Origin of the sequence: Pseudomonas sp. 2995-1, from assembly GCF_002742505.1 — a bacterium.
Lineage (GTDB): Bacteria > Pseudomonadota > Gammaproteobacteria > Pseudomonadales > Pseudomonadaceae > Aquipseudomonas > Aquipseudomonas sivasensis.
In genome coordinates this window covers 1-19,151 of sequence record NZ_LJSA01000250.1, presented here as the reverse complement: position 1 = coordinate 19,151, position 19,151 = coordinate 1, and the positions used below count along the sequence as shown (strand labels likewise).

The 19,151-nt window shown below is 61.7% G+C and carries 15 protein-coding genes; 8 read left to right on the top strand and 7 right to left on the bottom strand.

What is annotated here, in order from left to right:
• Positions 1 to 37: 37 nt before the first annotated feature.
• The 7 genes from AOA61_RS04885 to AOA61_RS04855 all read right to left on the bottom strand — a co-directional run bounded on the left by AOA61_RS04885 (position 38) and on the right by AOA61_RS04855 (position 8,269).
• Positions 38 to 1,048 (bottom strand): chemotaxis response regulator protein-glutamate methylesterase, encoded by a 1,011-nt coding sequence (locus AOA61_RS04885; RefSeq protein ID WP_099601256.1) that lies wholly within the window; start codon positions 1,046 to 1,048, stop codon positions 38 to 40.
• Positions 1,045 to 3,327: a hybrid sensor histidine kinase/response regulator gene (locus AOA61_RS04880; protein ID WP_095183986.1), complete on the bottom strand. Its 2,283-nt coding sequence runs from the start codon at positions 3,325 to 3,327 to the stop codon at positions 1,045 to 1,047. The genes AOA61_RS04885 and AOA61_RS04880 overlap by 4 nt, the downstream gene beginning before the upstream one ends.
• Positions 3,324 to 4,025 (bottom strand): chemotaxis protein CheW, encoded by a 702-nt coding sequence (locus AOA61_RS04875; RefSeq protein ID WP_032891722.1) that lies wholly within the window; start codon positions 4,023 to 4,025, stop codon positions 3,324 to 3,326. Before AOA61_RS04875 ends, AOA61_RS04880 begins: the two co-directional genes overlap by 4 nt.
• Positions 4,022 to 5,278 carry a protein-glutamate O-methyltransferase CheR gene (locus AOA61_RS04870; RefSeq protein WP_032891723.1) on the bottom strand — a complete coding sequence of 419 codons (1,257 nt, stop codon included), beginning with the start codon at positions 5,276 to 5,278 and terminating at the stop codon, positions 4,022 to 4,024. The genes AOA61_RS04875 and AOA61_RS04870 overlap by 4 nt, the downstream gene beginning before the upstream one ends.
• A complete protein-coding gene (locus AOA61_RS04865) occupies positions 5,275 to 5,787 on the bottom strand; it encodes a chemotaxis protein CheW (RefSeq protein ID WP_032891724.1) in 513 nt (170 codons plus the stop codon). Before AOA61_RS04865 ends, AOA61_RS04870 begins: the two co-directional genes overlap by 4 nt.
• Entirely contained in the window at positions 5,787 to 7,409 is a 1,623-nt protein-coding gene (locus AOA61_RS04860) for a methyl-accepting chemotaxis protein (RefSeq protein WP_032891725.1), read from the bottom strand. Before AOA61_RS04860 ends, AOA61_RS04865 begins: the two co-directional genes overlap by 1 nt.
• Before the next feature lie 149 nt (positions 7,410 to 7,558).
• A complete protein-coding gene (locus AOA61_RS04855) occupies positions 7,559 to 8,269 on the bottom strand; it encodes a tellurite resistance TerB family protein (protein ID WP_099601255.1) in 711 nt (236 codons plus the stop codon).
• A 168-nt stretch (positions 8,270 to 8,437) separates the two neighbouring features.
• On the opposite strand from AOA61_RS04855, the gene AOA61_RS04850 reads away from it, so the two are divergent.
• From AOA61_RS04850 to AOA61_RS04815, 8 genes are all read left to right on the top strand, one after another.
• Complete coding sequence (locus AOA61_RS04850; RefSeq protein ID WP_032891728.1) at positions 8,438 to 9,349, top strand: LysR family transcriptional regulator; 912 nt, start codon at positions 8,438 to 8,440, stop codon at positions 9,347 to 9,349.
• 132 nt (positions 9,350 to 9,481) lie between these two features.
• Positions 9,482 to 10,939, top strand: coding sequence for a gamma-aminobutyraldehyde dehydrogenase (locus AOA61_RS04845; RefSeq protein ID WP_178075181.1), 1,458 nt, complete (start codon positions 9,482 to 9,484; stop codon positions 10,937 to 10,939).
• A 73-nt stretch (positions 10,940 to 11,012) separates the two neighbouring features.
• A complete protein-coding gene (ydcS, locus tag AOA61_RS04840; RefSeq protein WP_095183982.1) occupies positions 11,013 to 12,164 on the top strand; it encodes a putative ABC transporter substrate-binding protein YdcS in 1,152 nt (383 codons plus the stop codon).
• Positions 12,165 to 12,363: 199 nt separating this feature from the next.
• Positions 12,364 to 13,398 (top strand): ABC transporter ATP-binding protein, encoded by a 1,035-nt coding sequence (locus tag AOA61_RS04835; RefSeq protein ID WP_095183981.1) that lies wholly within the window; start codon positions 12,364 to 12,366, stop codon positions 13,396 to 13,398.
• 1 nt (position 13,399) lies between these two features.
• Positions 13,400 to 14,329, top strand: coding sequence for an ABC transporter permease (locus AOA61_RS04830; RefSeq protein ID WP_032891733.1), 930 nt, complete (start codon positions 13,400 to 13,402; stop codon positions 14,327 to 14,329).
• Positions 14,319 to 15,128, top strand: a complete 810-nt coding sequence (locus AOA61_RS04825; protein ID WP_032891735.1) for an ABC transporter permease — start codon at positions 14,319 to 14,321, stop codon at positions 15,126 to 15,128. Before AOA61_RS04830 ends, AOA61_RS04825 begins: the two co-directional genes overlap by 11 nt.
• Positions 15,129 to 15,297: 169 nt before the next feature.
• A complete protein-coding gene (locus tag AOA61_RS04820) occupies positions 15,298 to 16,722 on the top strand; it encodes a gamma-aminobutyraldehyde dehydrogenase (protein WP_099601253.1) in 1,425 nt (474 codons plus the stop codon).
• 68 nt (positions 16,723 to 16,790) lie between these two features.
• Positions 16,791 to 18,653, top strand: coding sequence for an FAD/NAD(P)-binding protein (locus tag AOA61_RS04815; RefSeq protein WP_099601252.1), 1,863 nt, complete (start codon positions 16,791 to 16,793; stop codon positions 18,651 to 18,653).
• The last annotated feature ends 498 nt before the right edge of the window (positions 18,654 to 19,151 follow it).

Sequence of the window (19,151 nt, the reverse complement as noted above, 5' to 3'; positions counted from 1 at the left end):
ATTACTACCTGCAAGCCAGCATCGCGCAAGGTCATGTTCATTGTGCAAAGACCTCCAGTAATCGGGGCGCAATTCTGTCCAGAGGGCGAATTTCAACAGCGGCATCAATCGCCGCCGCCGCTTTGGGCATGCCATACACCGCCGAGCTCTGCTGATCCTGGGCGATGGTCAAATAACCTTGTTCACGCATTAACTTAAGGCCCTGGGCCCCGTCACGACCCATGCCGGTCAGCAGTACGCCGACGGCGTCACCATTCCAGTGGCTGGCCACGCTTTCGAAGAACACGTCGATCGAAGGCCGGTAAATCTCGTTCACCGGCTCTGCGGTATAGGCTAGCGTGCCGTTCTTCAATAGACGAATGTGGTGATTGGTACCGGCCAGCAAGACCACACCGCTTTGCGGCGGTTCGCCTTCGCGGGCCAGGCGCACCGGCAGCCCGGAAGCACTGCTGAGCCATTCGGCCATGCCGGCGGCAAAGACCTGGTCCACATGCTGCACCAGCACGATGGCGGCGGGAAAGTCACGGGGTAAACCCTTGAGCAGGATTTCCAGGGCAGCCGGGCCACCCGCCGAAGAGCCGATAGCCACCAAACTCTGGCGTTTGCCGGAGGTGCGCGCTGACGTGGTTTCGGTGCGCACGCGGCTGCCGCGCTGGCCGATCAGCCAGCCGATGTTGAGGATTTTGCGCAGCAGCGGTGCCGCCGCATCCTTTGGATTGCCTACGCCGAGTGCAGGCGTGTCCACCACATCCAGGGCGCCGTGGCCCATGGCTTCGAACACCCGGCTCATATTGGCCTGGCGGTCGACGGTCACCAACAGGATCGCGCACGGGGTCTCGGCCATGATCTGCCGCGTGGCCTCCACGCCGTCCATCACCGGCATGATCAGATCCATCAGGATCAGGTCAGGCGTCAACTCAGCGCAGCGCTGCACTGCCTCCAGACCATTGCCGGCCACCCACACCACCTCGTGCGAGGGCTCGAAATTCAAGGCGCGGCGCAAGGCCTCCACGGCCAGGGGCATGTCGTTGACGATCGCAACCCTCATGACCGCGCGCCCCCAATCAGCTCCACGACGGCATCCAGCAACGCGTCGTCGTGGAAGCTGGCCTTGGCCAAGTAATAATCGGCGCCGGCATCCAACCCACGGCGACGGTCCTCTTCACGGTCTTTGTACGACACCACCATCACCGGCAACGATTGCAGGCGAGTATCACGGCGCAAGAGTGTGACCAATTCAATACCGTCCATGCGAGGCATATCAATGTCAGTGATCAGCAGGTCGAAGTCTTCGGAACGTAAGGCGTTCCAGCCGTCCATACCGTCGACCGCAACGGCCACTTCGTACCCGCGATTAAGCAGCAATTTACGTTGCAACTCACGCACGGTGAGCGAGTCATCCACCACCAGTACGCGTTTGCGCGGCGCCTCGGTGACCTGCTGGCTGCGCCGGGCGATGCGTTCCAGGCGCCCGGTGTTGAGCAGCTTGTCCACCGAACGCAGCATGTCTTCAACATCGACGATCAACACCACCGAGCCGTCATCCAGCAAGGCGCCGGCGGAAATATCCTGGACCTTGCCCAGGCGGTCATCCAGCGGCAACACCACCAGGGTACGCTCGCCGATGAAACGTTCCACGGCGATACCGTACACCGCATCGCGCTCGCGGATCACCACCACCTTCAAGGTCTCGTCATTGGTCTGCCCCGGCGGGCGCTGTAACAGCTGGCTGGCGGCGACCAGGCCAACATGCCGGCCCTCGTGCCAGAAATGCTGGCGGCCTTCGAGTTGCACAATGTCGTCGGGGGCCAGGTCGCACATACGTTCGATATGCGCCAGCGGGAACGCATAGGCTTCTTCGCCAACTTCCACCACTAGGCTGCGCACCACCGAAAGGGTCAGCGGCACCTCCAAGTGAAAACGACTGCCCTGCCCCGCCGTCTGCTCCAGCACCACCGCGCCGCGCAACTGGCGGACCATATGCTGCACCGCATCCAGTCCGACGCCGCGCCCGGACACCTCGGTAACCTTGTCGCGCAGGCTGAAACCCGGCAGGAACAGGAACGTCAGCAGTTCCTCTTCGCTCAGGTTCAACACAGTCTCCAGGGTCGACAGATGACGGTCGACAATGGTCCCGCGCAGGCGCTCCAGGTCAACGCCGTTGCCGTCGTCGCTCAGTTCCAGCACCAGTAGACCGGCCTGATGGGAGGCGCGCAGGCGGATCAAGCCTTCGGCGGGTTTGCCGGCCAGCAGGCGCTGGTCGGGCATTTCGATGCCGTGGTCGACGGCATTGCGCAATAGATGGGTGAGCGGCGCTTCGAGCTTTTCCAGCACATCACGGTCGACCTGGGTCTTTTCGCCCTCGATCTCCAGGCGCACCTGCTTGCCGAGGCTGCGGCCGAGGTCGCGCACCATACGCACCTGTCCGGCCAGCACATCGGCAAACGGACGCATGCGACAGGCCAGCGCAGTGTCGTAGAGCACCTGAGCGCGCTGCCCTGCCTGCCAGCCGAACTCATCCAGCTCGGCCGTTTTTTCCGCCAGTAAGGCCTGCGCCTCGCTCAGCAGGCGACGGGTATCAGCCAGGGCTTCCTGGGCTTCGAGGTTCAGATCCAGAGTCTTGAGGTGACCGTCCAGTGTGTCCAGGGCGCGCACGCTATTGCTTTGAATACGTTTGAGGCGCTGCATGCTGGCCAGATAGGGCTTGAGCCGCTGGGTTTCCACCAGGGATTTGCTCGACAGATCCAGCAGACTGTTCAAGCGCTCGGCGGTCACGCGCAACACGCGCTCGCCGCCTTCGGTCATGCGCTTGCCCTGACGCGGCGGATCGCTGGCAACAGGGGGAGCGGGCTCGGGCTCCGGCGGCAATTCTTCGATGACCGGCGCGGGTGCAGGCTGGGACACGACAGGCGGTGGCGCAGCTTTAGCGGTGGGCTGCGACGGATCCAACAGGCGCTCCATCAACGCCACATAAGCGTCGATGTCCGCTGGCCCCACGGTGTTTCCCGGGGTGGCGATGCGCATCAGCAGGTCGGTGCCTTGCAGCAAGGCGTCAATGTGTTCGGGTTGCAGGTACAGGCGACTTTCCTGGGCGCTGACCAGGCAATCCTCCATGACGTGGGACACGCTGACACCCGCATCCACCCCCACGATCCGCGCCGCGCCCTTGAGCGAATGGGCCGCGCGCATACAGGCTTCAAGCTGGTCGGCCTGGGTCGGGTTACGCTCCAGGGCCAGCAGGCCCGCGTTCAGTACCTGGGTCTGTGCATCGGCTTCCAGGCTGAACAGTTCCAGCAGCGAGGCGTCGCGCATCTGATCGGGGGTCATGTGAGGCTCCGGGTCACGGCGGACAACAATTGCGCCTCATCCAGCCAACGCAGGCTGCGGCCCTTCCATTGCAACACGCCCTGAGTAAAGCGTGCGCTGGCCTGGGAGCCTGGCGCCGACGCAGCGTTCAAGGTGCGCTCATCGATGGCATGGATGCCGTCCACTTCGTCCACCGGTACCACCACTGGGCCATCCTGCGCGGCGATGATCAACATACGCGGCATGATCCGCCCGCCACTGGCGCCGTGACCGGTGTTGTCCAGGCCGAGCAGCTCCACCAGAGACAGGCACGCCACCAGCGCCCCCCGCACGTTCGCCACGCCGAGCAAGGCGCGGGAACGCTGGTGCGGCAGCGAGTGAATCGGTTGCAACGGAGCCACCTCCACCAGGCAGCGGGTGGCGATGCCCAACCACTCTTCACCGAGACGGAACATCAGCAACGAGCGGGTGACGATCTCTTCGTCGACTTCAACTGCAGCGGCCGGACGATGGTCGTCCTGCTGCAGGGCGTAGCGATCCAGCAGGCGCGTGGCGGCCGCTGAGTACACCGCACAGTTGCGGCAGTGGATATGGTCCACCAGCAGCGGGCAGGACTTGTCGCCGTGGATACCGATCCGGTTCCAGCAGTCGTCGATGGCCTGGGTGTCGGCCATAGTCAGGTCCAGGCCGGCGGTGTCGAGCGCGTCGGGGCTACTCATCGTTTGGACTCACTGTCTGCTCGCTCGCTACGGGCGGCCCGCGCTTGCAAACGGCGCGCCCCCGCGCTGTCGCCCTGGGATTCGAGCAACGCGGCCAGGTGAATCAAGGCCTGCGGGTGCTGAGGTTCCAGGTACAAGGCTTTCCGATAAAACCCCTGAGCCTCCAGGGCGCTGCCGGCCACATCGCTGAGCAGCCCCAGCCAGTAGAACACCTGGGCGGCTGGCGGGTGGCTGTTCAAATACTGTTCGCAGGCGACACGGGCCTCGGCACTCTTGCCTTCGTTGGCCAAGGTGGCGATGCGGCTGAGCAAGGTACCCGCGTCGGAAGGCGGCGGTGGCTTGATCGGCACCACCTGGGCGCTCGCGGTACTGAACGGCCTTGGCTTGACAGGGATGGGCGCCGCGCTGCGCTGAGGGCTCGGTATCGGCACGAATACCGGCGCCGGCAGGTTAGGTTCGGCGTGCCGACTAAAGGCGAAAGACTGCGGCACCCCGATCGAACGCATGCCATGCCGGCCCAGCAGGCTGCCTTCGGCCGGGCCGATAAACAGTACGCCGTCTACGTGGGTCAGGCCCTTGAGCACATCGAACACTTGCTTCTGCGTCGGCTGGTCGAAATAGATCAAAAGGTTGCGGCAAAACACGAAATCGTAGCTCGCCTCGTTCGCCAGCAGCGTCGGGTCCAGTAAGTTGCCGACTTGCAGACGCACTTGTTCGCGCACGCGGTCGGCGATGTGGAACCCGTCGCTGTGTTCAGTGAAGTGGCGATCGCGAAAGGCAATATCGCTACCGCGGAACGAGTTCTTGCCATACACCCCGCGCCGCGCACGCTCCACCGACAGCGGGCTGACGTCCAGGCCGAGCACCTTGAACTGATGCGGCGCCAGGCCGGCATCGAGCAGGGCCATGGCAATCGAATAGGGTTCTTCGCCGGTGGAGCACGGCAGGCTGAGGATGCGCAGCGCGCGCATCTGCTTGATCTCGGCCAGGCGTGCAATCGCCAACCGGGCCAAAGTCGCAAAGGATTCGGGGTAACGGAAAAACCACGTCTCGGGAACGATCACCGCTTCGATCAGTGCTTGTTGCTCGTCGTGGGAGCTTTGCAGGCGCTGCCAGTATTCGCCTGGCGTCTGCGCCTGCACGGCCTGGCTGCGCTGGCGCACGGCGCGCTCGATAATGGCCTCGCCGACCGACGCGACGTCCAGGCCGATACGTTCCTTGAGGAAGGCAAAGAAGCGCGGGTCGTTGCTCATACGCTCAGCTCGGCAGAAAACAACAGGGCGCGCACGTCATCGGTGAGCACGTCGTTCACGCCGATCCATTGCATCAGGCCCAACGCATCCTCACGCACCGGCCCCAAATAGCGCGCCTGGGGGTTCTCCAGGCCATAAGGCTGAAATTCCGCGGGGTCGCAACGCAGGGTATCGGTGGCCTGCTCGAGGATCAGCCCCAACCGGCGAGACTCGACCCAGGGTTGCGGCTGGTAATTGACCAACACCAACCGCGTGCTGGTACGCGCCTGGGCCGCCGTACCGAAGGTCAGCGCACTCAGGTCGATGACCGGCACCAACGCTCCGCGATGAGCAAAGATACCCGCCACCCAAGAGGGCGCATGGGCAATGGGCTTGAGCGGCAGGCGCGGCAGCACCTCGGCCACTTCGGTGGCCTTGAGGGCATAACGTTCACTGCCGATGTGAAACACCAGGAACAACGCCTTTTTCGCTGCCGGGACGGCGCCGCGTTTAGCCGCGAGGTCGCTCATCACACTTTGAAACGCGACACGCCGCTGCGCAGACCCACCGCAACCTGGCTCAGTTCATCAATGGCAAAGCTGGCTTGGCGCAGGGATTCGACGGTCTGGCTGCTGGCATCACCCAACTGCACCAGCGCGTGGTTGATCTGCTCGGCGCCGGTGGCCTGGGCCTGCATGCCCTCGTTGACCATCAACACCCGCGGCGCCAGGGCCTGCACCTGATGGATGATCTGCGACAGTTGCTCGCCCACTTGCTGCACTTCGAACATGCCGCGGCGCACTTCTTCGGAGAACTTGTCCATGCCCATCACGCCAGCAGACACCGCCGACTGAATCTCACGCACCATCTGCTCGATGTCGTAAGTGGCCACGGCGGTCTGATCGGCGAGACGACGCACTTCGGTGGCGACCACGGCAAACCCGCGGCCGTATTCACCGGCTTTTTCCGCTTCGATGGCGGCGTTCAGGGACAACAGGTTGGTCTGGTCGGCGACTTTGACGATGGTCACCACCACCTGGTTGATGTTGCCGGCCTTCTCATTGAGGATCGCCAGCTTGGCATTCACCAAGTCGGCGGCCCCCATCACCGAGTGCATCGTCTCTTCCATGCGCGCCAAACCCTGCTGGCCGGAACCGGCGGCCACCGAAGCCTGGTCGGCAGCGGTGGAGACTTCGGTCATGGTGCGCACCAGATCCTTGGAAGTGGCGGCGATTTCCCGCGAAGTGGCGCCGATCTCGGTGGTGGTCGCGGCAGTTTCGGTAGCGGTGGCCTGCTGCTGCTTGGAGGTCGCCGCAATCTCCGTCACTGAGGTGGTGACCTGAACCGAAGAGCGTTGCGCCTGGGAAACCAGAGCGGTGAGCTCGGTCATCATGTCGTTGAAGCCGGTTTCTACCGCGTTGAATTCGTCCTTGCGCTCCAGATTCAGGCGCTTGCTCAGGTCGCCAGTGCGCATGGTGTCGAGGATTTCGACGATGCGCTGCATCGGCGCCATGATCGCGCGCATCAGCAGCAGGCCGCACAGGCCGGCGGCGAGGATGGCGATGATCAGCGACACGCCCATGCTGATCTTGGCCGACAGAACGGCATCGTCAATCGCCGCGGTGGCGCGATCAGAGACGTTTTTGTTCTCCGTAATAATGTCATTGAGCTTCATGCGACCTTCGATCCAGATCGGCGTCAGTTGCTCTTCAAGCAACTCGCGTGCAGCGGGCAGGTCGTTGTTCTGGACGCGGTCCAGCAACTGCTCAAGGACCTTGTTGTAATTGATGTGTGCGGCTTTGAAGTTATCGAACTCCATGCGATCAGCCTGGCTGCGCACGGTTTTTTCGTAATTGGCCATCTGTTGCTCAATACGCGCTTCGAAGGCCTTGTAGTCGGCCTTGTCGGTATTGGTGAAGGTTTTATCCTCACGCAGGCCAATGATGTCGATGGTCTGAAGGTAACTGTCGACCCACGCGCTGCGGATCATAGAACTGAGATAAACCCCCGGTACCGCATCGTCCCGGACGGCTTCCTGACTGGTTTCGATCTTCAGCAACCGTGAGTAGGAGACCACAACCATTAACAGCATGATGGCGATAATGACCGCAAAACTTGCCAGGATGCGTTGGCGCAAGGTCCAGTTCTTCACAGTAATTCCTCGAAGGGCCATTCAAATGGAGGGGAGTATAGCTGAGCAGAAGGCCTCATTAATCAATGGGTTTTGATGCAGCGCTCATGGAATGCAAAAACACCCTGGGGCATTCAGCCAGCCAGGGTGCTTTATCTATACAGAGATGCTCAGAGGGTAGCTTGACGCACCTGCTTTTCCAGCTCCAGCTTCAAGCCAGGCTCCAGTTTCAGTTGGCGGGCCAATTCGTCCAGATAGGCCTTTTCCATGAAGTTTTCTTCGTCGACCAGCATCACACTGGCGATATACATTTCGGCAGCCATTTCCGGGGTGCTTGCCGCGCGGGCGACATCGGCCGGGTCCAGAGGCTTGTTCAGCTCGGCGTGCAGCCAGCTTTGCAGCTCGCGGTCGTTATCCAGCTTGGTGAACTCACCCTCGATCAGCTCTCGCTCGCGCTCATCCACATGGCCGTCGGCCTTGGCTGCTGCAACCAGCGCCTTGAGAATGCCTTGGCTGTGCAGCTCGACTTGGGCCGGTGGTAGGCGGTCGATGGTCTGCGGCTCGCCCTTGGGCGCATTGGCTTGATTGGCCTGCCAGTTGCCGTAGGCCTTGTAGGCAATGACGCCTAATGCGGCCAGCCCGCCGTAGGTCAGGGCTTTGCCGCCGAATTTGCGCGCCTTCTTGTTGCCCATCAACAAGCCCATGGCACCGGCTGCCAGGGCGCCGCCACCGGCACCGCCAAGCAGGCTGCCCAGCCCCCCGCCGCCAAGCAGTCCGCCCAAAGCGCCTTTGTCGTCCTGCTTGCGTTGGCCGCCAGCCTTGTTTTGCAGCATGTCCTGGCCGGACTTGAGCAACTGATCGAGCAATCCACGGGTATTCATTCGTAGCCTCCAGACACTTGGGTTCATAGGACCAATAGGCCCCCAGCGTAAAACTAAGTGCCAAAAAGCCCTGATCTAGAGTGCTTCCAGATGTAACGCCACTGCCGTTCGCTAAAACCGATATACACTCGGACAAATCTATAAAAACACCCCACTGGTAATTCCAGCATGATGACCTTGCGTCAAATCCGGCACTTTATCGCCGTGGCCGAGACCGGCTCGATCTCCGCCGCCGCGCAGACCGCGTTTATTTCCCAGTCGACCCTGACCCTGGCGATCCAGCAATTGGAGCAGGAAATCGGGGTAAACCTGTTCAACCGCCACGCCAAGGGCATGACCCTCACCCATCAGGGCCACCAGTTCCTGCGCCAGGCGCACTTGATCCTCGCCACCGTCGACAACGCCAAGCGCAGCCTGCAACAAAGCACCGACCAAGTGGCCGGGCAATTGATCATCGGCGTGACCAGCCTGGTGGCCGGCTACTACCTCGCCGACCTGCTCACCCGCTTCCAGCGCGCCTACCCCAATGTGGAAATCCGCGTGATGGAGGACGAACGCCCCTATATCGAGCATTTGCTGGTGAGCGGCGAAATCGACGTCGGCGTGCTGATCCTCTCCAACCTCGAAGACCGCCACGCCCTTCAGACAGAAGTCCTGACCCACTCGCCCCATCGCCTGTGGCTGCCGGCGCAGCACCCGCTGCTGGAGCACGACAGCATCAACCTGGCCGATGTCGCGCGCGAGCCGTTGATTCAGCTGAATGTTGATGAAATGGGCCAAAACGCCCAGCGCCTTTGGACCAGCGCAGGCCTGCAACCCCGCGTCACGCTGCGTACAGCATCGACGGAGGCAGTGCGTAGCCTAGTGGCAGCAGGACTGGGCGTGTCGATTCAGCCAGACATGACCTACCGCCCATGGTCCCTGGAGGGCGACATCATCGAGGCACGGCCGATCGCCGACCTCAGCCAGACCCTCGATGTGGGCCTGGCGTGGCGCCGAGGCACCGCGCGTCCCGCGCTGGTAGACCCGTTCCTCACCGTGGCCCGGGAACAGCCGCACCCACGCAAGCCATCTATTTAATCGAATGCTGCATTCAGTATTTAGTATTTGTTGACCTCGCGCCTGACCTCTACTCTCAGTTCATCCATAAGAGAAGGTCCGGCGCCTTGTAAGAGAACGCCCATGACCACACAAGAAAAGAGATCGCGAAAAATGTCCGGCGCGCCCACCCCGCTGCTTACTGCGTTGCTGATCGACGGCGAACTGGTCCAGGGCCAGGGATTCGCCGAGCCGATCATCAACCCGGCCACCGGTGAAGTGCTTACCCAAATTGCTGAAGCCAGCACCGAGCAGGTCGAATCAGCCATCCTCGCGGCCCACCGCGCATTTGCCAGCTGGTCGCGGACCACGCCGCAACAGCGTTCAAACATTCTTCTGGGCATCGCTGATGCCATCGAAAAACAATCCGATTACCTGGCCCGCCTGGAATCCCTGAACTGCGGCAAGCCGTTGCACCTGGCGCGTCAGGATGACTTGAGCGCCACCGTCGACGTGTTCCGTTTCTTCGCCGGGGCCGTGCGCTGCCAGACCGGGCAACTGAGCGGCGAATACCTGCCGGGCTACACCAGCATGGTGCGGCGCGATCCAATTGGCGTCGTCGCCTCCATCGCACCGTGGAACTACCCGTTGATGATGGCCGCCTGGAAGATCGCCCCGGCGCTGGCTGCCGGTAATACCTTGGTGTTCAAGCCGTCGGAACATACGCCGCTGTCGATCCTCGCACTGGCCCCTGTGCTGAAGGACTTGTTACCACGCGGGGTCATCAACATTCTCTGTGGCGGCGGTGAAGGTGTGGGCAGTCATCTGGTCAGCCACCCGAAAGTGCGCATGGTTTCCCTGACCGGCGATATCGTCACCGGGCAGAAAATCCTGCAAGCCGCGTCCAAGACGCTCAAACGCACGCACCTGGAACTGGGCGGCAAAGCGCCGGTAATCGTGTGTAACGATGCCGTCCTGCAGGCCGTGGTCGAGGGTGTGCGCGCCTACGGTTACTACAACGCCGGTCAGGACTGCACCGCCGCATGCCGCATCTACGCCCAGGCGGGGATTCACGACAAATTGGTCGCCGACCTCGGTGCGGCGGTCAGCAGCCTGCGCTTTGCCGGCAAGCGTGATGCCGACAACGAACTCGGCCCGCTGATCAGTACGCGCCAGCGCGACCGCGTGGCCAGTTTTGTCGAGCGTGCCCTCGGCCAGCCGCATATCGAGCGGGTCACGGGCGCCGCCGTGCATTCCGGCGCGGGCTTCTATTACCAGCCAACCTTGCTCGCCGGCTGTAAACAGAGCGATGAAATTGTGCAGCGCGAAGTGTTTGGTCCAGTGGTAACCGTGACCCGCTTCGATGAGCTGGAACAGGCAGTGGACTGGGCCAATGACTCCGAATACGGCCTGGCCTCCTCTGTGTGGACCCAGAATCTGGACAAGGCCATGCAGGTAGCCGCACGCCTGCAATACGGCTGCACTTGGATCAACAGCCATTTCATGCTGGTCAGCGAAATGCCCCACGGCGGCTTGAAGCGCTCGGGGTATGGGAAAGATCTGTCCAGTGATTCGCTACAGGACTACAGCGTGGTGCGCCACATCATGGCCCGCCACGGCCAACATCTTTAAAACAACAACTAAGCTTTTGCGTCACCGGTTGCACACAACTGCCCCGACCATAATTAAAGAAGAGGGAACCCCCATGTCCGCGCACAAGACCGCACTGCTCAGTGCCTTGACCACCGCGCTGCTGGCCAGCGTCAGCATTCAGGCCGCCGAACCGCTCAAGGCGATTGGCGCTGGCGAAGGCCAGCTGGATATCGTCGCCTGGCCCGGCTATATCGAACGTGGCGAAAGCGACAAGGCCTACGACTGGGTCACTGGTTTCGAGAAGGAAACCGGCTGCAAGGTCAATGTGAAAACCGCCGCCACTTCTGACGAAATGGTCAGCCTGATGGCCAAGGGCGGGTATGACCTGGTCACCGCGTCGGGCGATGCGTCGCTGCGATTGATCGTCGGCAAGCGTGTGCAGCCGATCAACACCTCGCTGATCCCAAACTGGAAAAACATCGACCCACGCCTTAAAGACGCGCCGTGGTACGTGGTCGGCCAGCAGACCTACGGCACCCCGTACCAATGGGGCCCGAACGTACTGATGTACAACACCAACGTGTTCAAGACCGCGCCCACCAGCTGGGATGTGCTGTTCAACGCCCAGAACCTGCCGGACGGCAAGCCGAACAAAGGCCGCGTGCAGGCCTATGACGGCCCGATCTACATCGCCGATGCAGCGCTGTACCTCAAATCGACCCAGCCGGAACTGGGCATCCAGAGCCCATACGAACTGACCGAAACCCAGTACAAAGCCGTGCTCGACCTGTTGCGCGCCCAGCAACCGTTGATCCACCGCTACTGGCACGACACCACCGTGCAAATGAGTGACTTCAAGAACGAAGGCGTGGTGGCCTCCAGCGCCTGGCCGTATCAAGTCAACGGGCTGGTCAATGAAAAACAGCCAATTGCCTCGACCATTCCGAAAGAAGGCGCCACCGGCTGGGCCGACACCACCATGTTGCACAGCGAGGCCAAGCACCCGAACTGCGCCTACAAGTGGATGGACTGGTCGCTGCAGCCGAAGGTCCAGGGCGATGTCGCCGCCTGGTTCGGTTCGCTGCCGGCGGTGCCTGCGGCCTGTAAGGAAAGCGAACTGCTCGGCGCCGAGGGTTGCAAGACCAACGGCTTCGACCAGTTCGACAAAATCGCCTTCTGGAAAACCCCGCAGGCTGAGGGCGGCAAGTTCGTACCGTACAGCCGCTGGACCCAGGATTACATCGCGATCATGGGCGGCAGGTAAGGCCTTCCAAACGACCTAGGTCCCCTGTGGGAGGGGGCTTGTTCACGATAGCGGTACATCAGACAAACCTGTGTTGCCTGACACACCGCCATCGGGAGCAAGCCTCCTCCCACATTGACCGCACTCATAGATGTTTTGTTTTTTCAGAAGTCCAGGCCGGGCCGCTGCGACGACCCGCGCCTTTTTGGAGCACCGCACCATGACGCTTGCAGTCCAATTCACCCACGTTTCCCGTCAGTTCGGCGAAGTGAAAGCCGTCGACCGGGTTTCCATCGATATCCAGGACGGCGAGTTCTTTTCCATGCTCGGCCCTTCCGGCTCTGGCAAGACCACTTGCCTGCGCCTGATCGCCGGGTTCGAGCAACCGAGCGCTGGCTCGATCCGCATTCATGGCGAGGAAGCCGCCGGCTTGCCGCCGTATCAGCGTGACGTAAACACCGTGTTCCAGGATTACGCACTGTTCCCCCATATGAATGTGCGCGACAACGTGGCCTACGGCCTCAAGGTCAAAGGCGTGGGCAAGGCCGAACGCCTGAACCGCGCCGAAGAAGCCTTGGGCATGGTCGCCCTCGGTGGGTATGGCGACCGTAAGCCGGTGCAACTTTCAGGTGGGCAGCGCCAGCGTGTGGCACTGGCACGCGCACTGGTCAATCGCCCCCGCGTGCTGCTGCTCGATGAACCCTTGGGCGCCCTTGACCTCAAGCTGCGCGAACAGATGCAAAGCGAGCTGAAGAAGCTGCAACGCCAGTTGGGCATCACCTTTATTTTCGTGACCCACGATCAAACCGAAGCGTTGTCGATGTCCGACCGCGTGGCAGTGTTCAACAAAGGCCGCATCGAACAAGTCGACACCCCGCGCAACCTGTACATGAAACCGGCTACCTCATTCGTCGCCGAATTCGTAGGCACCTCCAACGTGATTCGCGGCGAGCTGGCCCAGCGCCTCAGCGGCAGCGCGCAGCCATTTTCGATCCGCCCGGAACACGTGCGGTTTGCCGACGGCCCACTGGGTGCTGGCGAAGTGGAAGTCAGCGGCCTGCTGCATGACATCCAGTACCAGGGCAGCGCCACCCGCTATGAGCTGAAACTGGAAAACGGCCAGGCGCTGAACATCAGCCAGGCCAACAACCAGTGGCTGGATATCAGCAGCGGCCATCAGGTCGGCCAGTCCATTACCGCGCGCTGGGCGCGGGAAGCCATGACACCGCTGACCGACATTGCAGGCGAGGTGTGACATGAGCCTGGCCCTCTCCCAACCACCGATGCGCAGGTTTTCCAACCTGCTGTACCGCAAGCCCAACCTGTATCTGGCGATGCTGTTGATACCGCCGCTGATCTGGTTCGGCGCGATTTACCTCGGCTCGTTGCTGACCTTGCTGTGGCAAGGCTTCTACACCTTCGACGACTTCACCATGGCGGTCACGCCGGACCTGACCCTGGCCAACTTCGCCGCACTGTTCCAGCCGTCGAACTTCGACATCATCCTTCGCACCTTGAGCATGGCGATTGTGGTGTCGATTGCCAGCGCCATCGTGGCCTTCCCGATTGCCTACTACATGGCGCGCTACACCACGGGCAAGACCAAGGCATTCTTTTACATCGCAGTGATGATGCCGATGTGGGCCAGCTACATCGTCAAGGCCTACGCCTGGACCCTGCTGCTGGCCAAGGGCGGCGTGGCGCAGTGGTTCGTGCAGCACCTGGGCCTGGAACCGGTGTTGCAGTTCGTGCTGGGTATTCCCGGTGTGGGCGGCAGCACCTTGAGCACCTCACACCTGGGGCGGTTCATGGTGTTCGTCTATATCTGGCTGCCGTTCATGATCCTGCCGATCCAGGCATCGCTGGAGCGTTTGCCGCCGTCGTTGCTGCAAGCCTCGGCGGATCTGGGCGCCAAGCCGCGCCAGACCTTTATGCAAGTGATTCTGCCACTGTCGATTCCGGGGATTGCCGCCGGGTCGATCTTCACCTTCTCGCTGACCCTGGGCGATTTCATCGTGCCGCAACTGGTGGGCCCACCGGGCTACTTCGTCGGTGGCATGGTCTACGCGCAGCAAGGCGCCATCGGCAACATGCCCATGGCAGCGGCGTTCACCCTGGTGCCCATCGTGCTGATTGCGGTTTACCTGTCCATCGTCAAACGCCTGGGGGCCTTCGATGCACTCTGAGAAATCTTCGCTGGGACTAAAGATCGCAGCCTGGGGCGGCCTGGTGTTTTTACACTTCCCGATCCTGATCATCTTCCTCTACGCCTTCAATACCGAAGAGGCAGCGTTCAGCTTTCCGCCACAGGGCTTCACGTTGAAGTGGTTCAGCGTGGCGTTCGCCCGGCCGGACGTGCTGGAGTCGATCAAGTTGTCGCTGCAGATCGCAGCCATCGCCACCCTGATCGCCATGGTGCTCGGCACATTGGCCTCGGCGGCGCTGTATCGCCGTGAGTTCTTTGGCAAGCAAGGCGTGTCGCTGATGCTGATCCTGCCGATTGCGCTGCCGGGGATCATCACCGGTATCGCGTTGCTGGCGACGTTCAAGACGTTGGGCATCGAGCCCGGGATGTTCACCATCATCGTCGGCCACGCGACCTTCTGCGTGGTGATCGTCTACAACAACGTCATCGCCCGTTTGCGCCGCACGTCCCACAGCCTGATTGAAGCCTCAATGGACCTGGGCGCCGACGGCTGGCAGACCTTCCGCTACATCATCATGCCCAACCTGGGCTCGGCGCTGCTGGCCGGCGGCATGCTCGCCTTCGCGCTGTCGTTCGACGAAATCATCGTCACCACCTTCACCGCCGGCCACGAGCGCACCTTGCCGCTGTGGTTGCTCAACCAGTTGAGTCGCCCGCGGGATGTGCCGGTGACCAACGTGGTGGCGATGCTGGTGATGCTGGTGACGATGTTCCCGATTCTCGGTGCCTATTACCTGACCCGCGGTGGTGAAAGCGTGGCCGGGAGTGGCGGTAAATAACTTTTTTATTGAAGGCACCGAGCTCAAATGTGGGAGGGGGCTTGCTCCCGATAGCGGTGGGTCAGTTGTAGATGATGTGACTGAAAGACTGTCATCGGGGGCAAGCCCCCTCCCACATTTAGAGTCGGTTGCTTCAAGGAAATAACAATAGTTTGTGGAGAGCTGAACCATGCAAACCAAATTACTGATCAACGGCCAACTGATCGAAGGCGAAGGCCCGGCTCAAGCCGTATTCAACCCAGCCCTCGGCCGCGTACTGGTAGAAATCAAGGAAGCCAGCGAAGCCCAGGTCGACGCCGCTGTGCGCGCAGCCGATGCGGCGTTCGAAGGTTGGTCGCAAACCGCACCGAAGGACCGCTCGCTGCTGCTGCTGAAACTGGCCGACGCGATCGAAGTCCACGGCGAAGAGCTGGCCAAGCTGGAATCGGACAACTGCGGCAAGCCCTACAGCGCTGCGCTGAACGACGAGATCCCGGCGATTGCCGATGTGTTCCGCTTCTTCGCCGGCGCCAGCCGTTGCATGAGCGGCTCGGCCGGCGGTGAATACCTGCCGGGCCACACCTCGATGATCCGCCGCGACCCGGTGGGCGTGATCGCCTCCATTGCGCCGTGGAACTACCCGCTGATGATGGTCGCCTGGAAAATCGCCCCGGCCCTGGCCGCCGGTAATACCGTGGTGCTCAAGCCGTCGGAGCAAACCCCGCTGACCGCGTTGCGCATGGTTGAACTGGCGTCGGAGATTTTCCCGGCCGGCGTACTCAACCTGGTGTTCGGTCGTGGGCCGACCGTGGGCAGCCCACTGGTGAACCACCCGAAAGTGCGCATGGTGTCGCTGACCGGCTCCATCGCCACCGGCGCGAATATCATTTCCAGCACCGCTGACAGCGTGAAGCGCATGCACATGGAGTTGGGCGGCAAAGCGCCGGTGATCATCTTCAACGACGCGGACATCGATGCCGCCGTGGAAGGCATTCGCACCTTTGGCTTCTATAACGCCGGCCAGGACTGCACGGCCGCGTGCCGCATTTACGCCCAAGCGGATATCTACGACGCATTTGTCGAGAAGCTCGGCGCGGCGGTCGCCAGCATCAAATACGGCTTGCAGGATGACCCGGCCACCGAACTGGGCCCGCTGATCACCGCACAGCACCGCGACCGTGTCGCGGGGTTTGTCGAGCGTGCGGTGGCACAGCCGCATATCCGCCTGATCACCGGTGGCAAGGCGGTGGACGGCAATGGGTTCTTCTTTGAGCCGACGGTATTGGCCGATGCACAGCAGGACGATGAAATCGTGCGCCGCGAGGTGTTCGGGCCAGTGGTGTCGGTGACGAAGTTCACCGACGAGGCACAGGTGTTGGGCTGGGCCAATGATTCGGACTACGGCTTGGCGTCGTCCGTATGGACCGCCGATGTAGGCCGCGCCCACCGTTTGGCCGCGCGGTTGCAGTATGGCTGCACGTGGGTGAATACCCACTTCATGCTGGTCAGCGAAATGCCCCATGGCGGTCAGAAACTATCGGGCTATGGCAAGGACATGTCCATGTATGGGCTGGAGGACTACACCACCGTTCGCCATGTGATGTTCAAGCACTGATTAAGCGCCTCCCCGGCACCTGCCTTGGGTGCCGGGTCCTACAACAATAAAATCTCAGGTTCCCACCAATGGACATCACCCGCCGCGACTTCCTCAACGGCGTCGCCATTACCGTTGCCGCAGGCATGACCCCACTGCAACTGCTCCAGGCCGCACCCGATGGCCGCTACTACCCCCCTGCCCTTACCGGCCTGCGCGGCAGCCATGTCGGCTCGTTCGAAGTGGCTCACCAGATGGGCTGGGAAAAGAAAGTGTTCGACACCGAGAAATTGCCGATCACCGAGGATTACGACCTGGTGGTGGTCGGGGGTGGCTTGAGCGGTTTGTCGGCGGCATGGTTCTACCGGGAAAAGCACCCCAAGGCGAAGATCCTGATCCTGGAAAACCACGACGACTTCGGCGGCCACGCCAAGCGCAATGAATTCCAGGCCGGTGGCCGCATGATCATCGGTTACGGCGGCAGCGAGGCGTTGCAGTCGCCGAACCATCTGTACAGCAAGGAAGTGAACGGGCTGTTGAAGAAGCTCGGGGTTGATATCAAGCGCTTCGAAACCGCCTTCGACCGCCAGTTCTACCCCAACCTGGGCCTGTCGCGCGGTGTGTTTTTCGACAAGGAAAACTTCGGCGAAGACAAACTGGTGACCGGCGACCCGACGCCCATGGTGGCCGACGATATTGCGCCGGACCAACTGCATGCGCGGTCCATCAGCGACTTCATCAATGACTTCCCCCTGCCTGCAGAGGATCGCCAGGCGCTGATAGACCTGCACATGACGCCAAAGGACTACTTGCCAGGTAAGACTGCCGAAGAAAAGGCCGACCATCTGGCGGCGACCAGCTACCGCAATTTCCTGCTCAAGGACGTAGGCTTATCGGAAGGCGCGGTGAAGTACTTCCAAAGCCGTACCAATGACTTCATGGCGCTGAGCATTGATGCCGTGGCAGCGGCCGATGCCTATAGCGTAGGTTTCCCCGGGTTTGCGGGCATGAACCTGGCACCGATCAGCGAAGAAGCCGCAGCGGAAATGGAAGAGCCCTACATCTACCATTTCCCGGATGGCAATGCCTCGGTGGCGCGGTTGCTGGTGCGTAGTCTGATCCCAGGCGTAGCACCGGGGCACACCATGGACGACATCGTGCTGGCTACCTTTGACTACGCCAGGCTCGACCAACCCAAGGCGCCGGTACGGCTGCGCTTGAACAGCACCGCCGTCAGCGTGCGTAACGTCGATGGCGGTGTGCATATCGGCTACAGCCGCGGCGGCCAACTCGCACAGGTGCGCGGCAAGCGCTGCATCCTGGCGTGCTACAACATGATGATTCCGTACCTGCTCAAAGACCTGCCAGCGCCCCAGGCCCATGCCTTGAGCCAGAACGTGAAATACCCGCTGGTGTACACCAAGGTGGTGATCCGCAATTGGCAGTCCTTCCAAAAACTGGGGGTGCATGAAATTTACGCGGCGACCCAACCGTACAGTCGCATCAAGCTGGACTACCCGGTGAGCATGGGCGGCTACGATCACCCACGGGACCCGACGCAGCCGATTGGCCTGCACATGGTCTACGTGCCCACCAGCCCCAACAGCGGTATGAACGCCCGCGACCAGGCACGCGCTGGGCGGGGCAAGCTGTATGGGCAGACGTTCGAGCAACTGGAGGCGCAACTGCGTGACCAACTGCAACGCATGCTCGGGCCGGGTGGGTTCAAGCACGAGACGGATATTCTGGCGATCACGGTCAACCGCTGGTCACACGGGTATGCGAGCTTCTCCAACAGCTTGTTTGATAACGCAGATGAGAGCGAAGCGTTGATGAATCTGGCGCGCAAACCTGTAGGCCATGTGAGCATCGCCAACTCGGATGCGGCATGGAGTGCGTACGCCCATGCGGCGATTGATGAGGCTTTTCGGGCAGTGAGAGAGGTGGGCTAAGTCGAAATAGTGTGGCTAAAAGTAGTCTTGTGGTGAGCGGGCTTGCCCCGCGCTGGGCTGCGAAGCGGCCCTGAAGCCAAATGCCGCACGTTTTCAGACGGCCTGTGTGTTTTTTATGGGGGCCGCTTCGCGCCCCAGCGCGGGGCAAGCCCGCTCACTACAACAGCGTGCAACTCACTTGACGACACAACTTGCTTCATATGAAGCGTTGATGAATCTGGCGCGCAAATCTGTAGGGCATGTGAGCATCGCCAACTCGGATGCGGCGTGGAGTGCGTACGCCCATGCGGCGATTGATGAGGCTTTTCGGGCGGTGAGAGAGGTGAGCTAAGTCGAAATAGTGTGGCTAAAAGAAGTCTTGTGGTGAGCGGGCTTGCCCCGCGCTGGGCTGCGAAGCGGCCCTGAAGCCAAATGCCGCACGTTTTCAGACGGCCTGTGTGGTTTTCATGGGGGCCGCTTCGCGCCCCAGCGCGGGGCAAGCCCGCTCACTACAACAGC

What these genes read in the sequence shown, in the direction of transcription:
- AOA61_RS04845 (WP_178075181.1), top strand. Translation starts at nt 9,482, where the DNA reads ATGTCCGGCGCGCCCACCCCGCTGCTTACTGCGTTGCTGATCGACGGC.
- AOA61_RS04880 (WP_095183986.1), bottom strand. Translation starts at nt 3,327, where the DNA reads ATGACCCCCGATCAGATGCGCGACGCCTCGCTGCTGGAACTGTTCAGC.
- AOA61_RS04865 (WP_032891724.1), bottom strand. Translation starts at nt 5,787, where the DNA reads ATGAGCGACCTCGCGGCTAAACGCGGCGCCGTCCCGGCAGCGAAAAAG.
- AOA61_RS04815 (WP_099601252.1), top strand. Translation starts at nt 16,791, where the DNA reads ATGGACATCACCCGCCGCGACTTCCTCAACGGCGTCGCCATTACCGTT.
- AOA61_RS04855 (WP_099601255.1), bottom strand. Translation starts at nt 8,269, where the DNA reads ATGAATACCCGTGGATTGCTCGATCAGTTGCTCAAGTCCGGCCAGGAC.
- AOA61_RS04825 (WP_032891735.1), top strand. Translation starts at nt 14,319, where the DNA reads ATGCACTCTGAGAAATCTTCGCTGGGACTAAAGATCGCAGCCTGGGGC.
- AOA61_RS04870 (WP_032891723.1), bottom strand. Translation starts at nt 5,278, where the DNA reads ATGAGCAACGACCCGCGCTTCTTTGCCTTCCTCAAGGAACGTATCGGC.
- AOA61_RS04850 (WP_032891728.1), top strand. Translation starts at nt 8,438, where the DNA reads ATGATGACCTTGCGTCAAATCCGGCACTTTATCGCCGTGGCCGAGACC.
- ydcS (WP_095183982.1), top strand. Translation starts at nt 11,013, where the DNA reads ATGTCCGCGCACAAGACCGCACTGCTCAGTGCCTTGACCACCGCGCTG.
- AOA61_RS04830 (WP_032891733.1), top strand. Translation starts at nt 13,400, where the DNA reads ATGAGCCTGGCCCTCTCCCAACCACCGATGCGCAGGTTTTCCAACCTG.
- AOA61_RS04820 (WP_099601253.1), top strand. Translation starts at nt 15,298, where the DNA reads ATGCAAACCAAATTACTGATCAACGGCCAACTGATCGAAGGCGAAGGC.
- AOA61_RS04885 (WP_099601256.1), bottom strand. Translation starts at nt 1,048, where the DNA reads ATGAGGGTTGCGATCGTCAACGACATGCCCCTGGCCGTGGAGGCCTTG.
- AOA61_RS04835 (WP_095183981.1), top strand. Translation starts at nt 12,364, where the DNA reads ATGACGCTTGCAGTCCAATTCACCCACGTTTCCCGTCAGTTCGGCGAA.
- AOA61_RS04875 (WP_032891722.1), bottom strand. Translation starts at nt 4,025, where the DNA reads ATGAGTAGCCCCGACGCGCTCGACACCGCCGGCCTGGACCTGACTATG.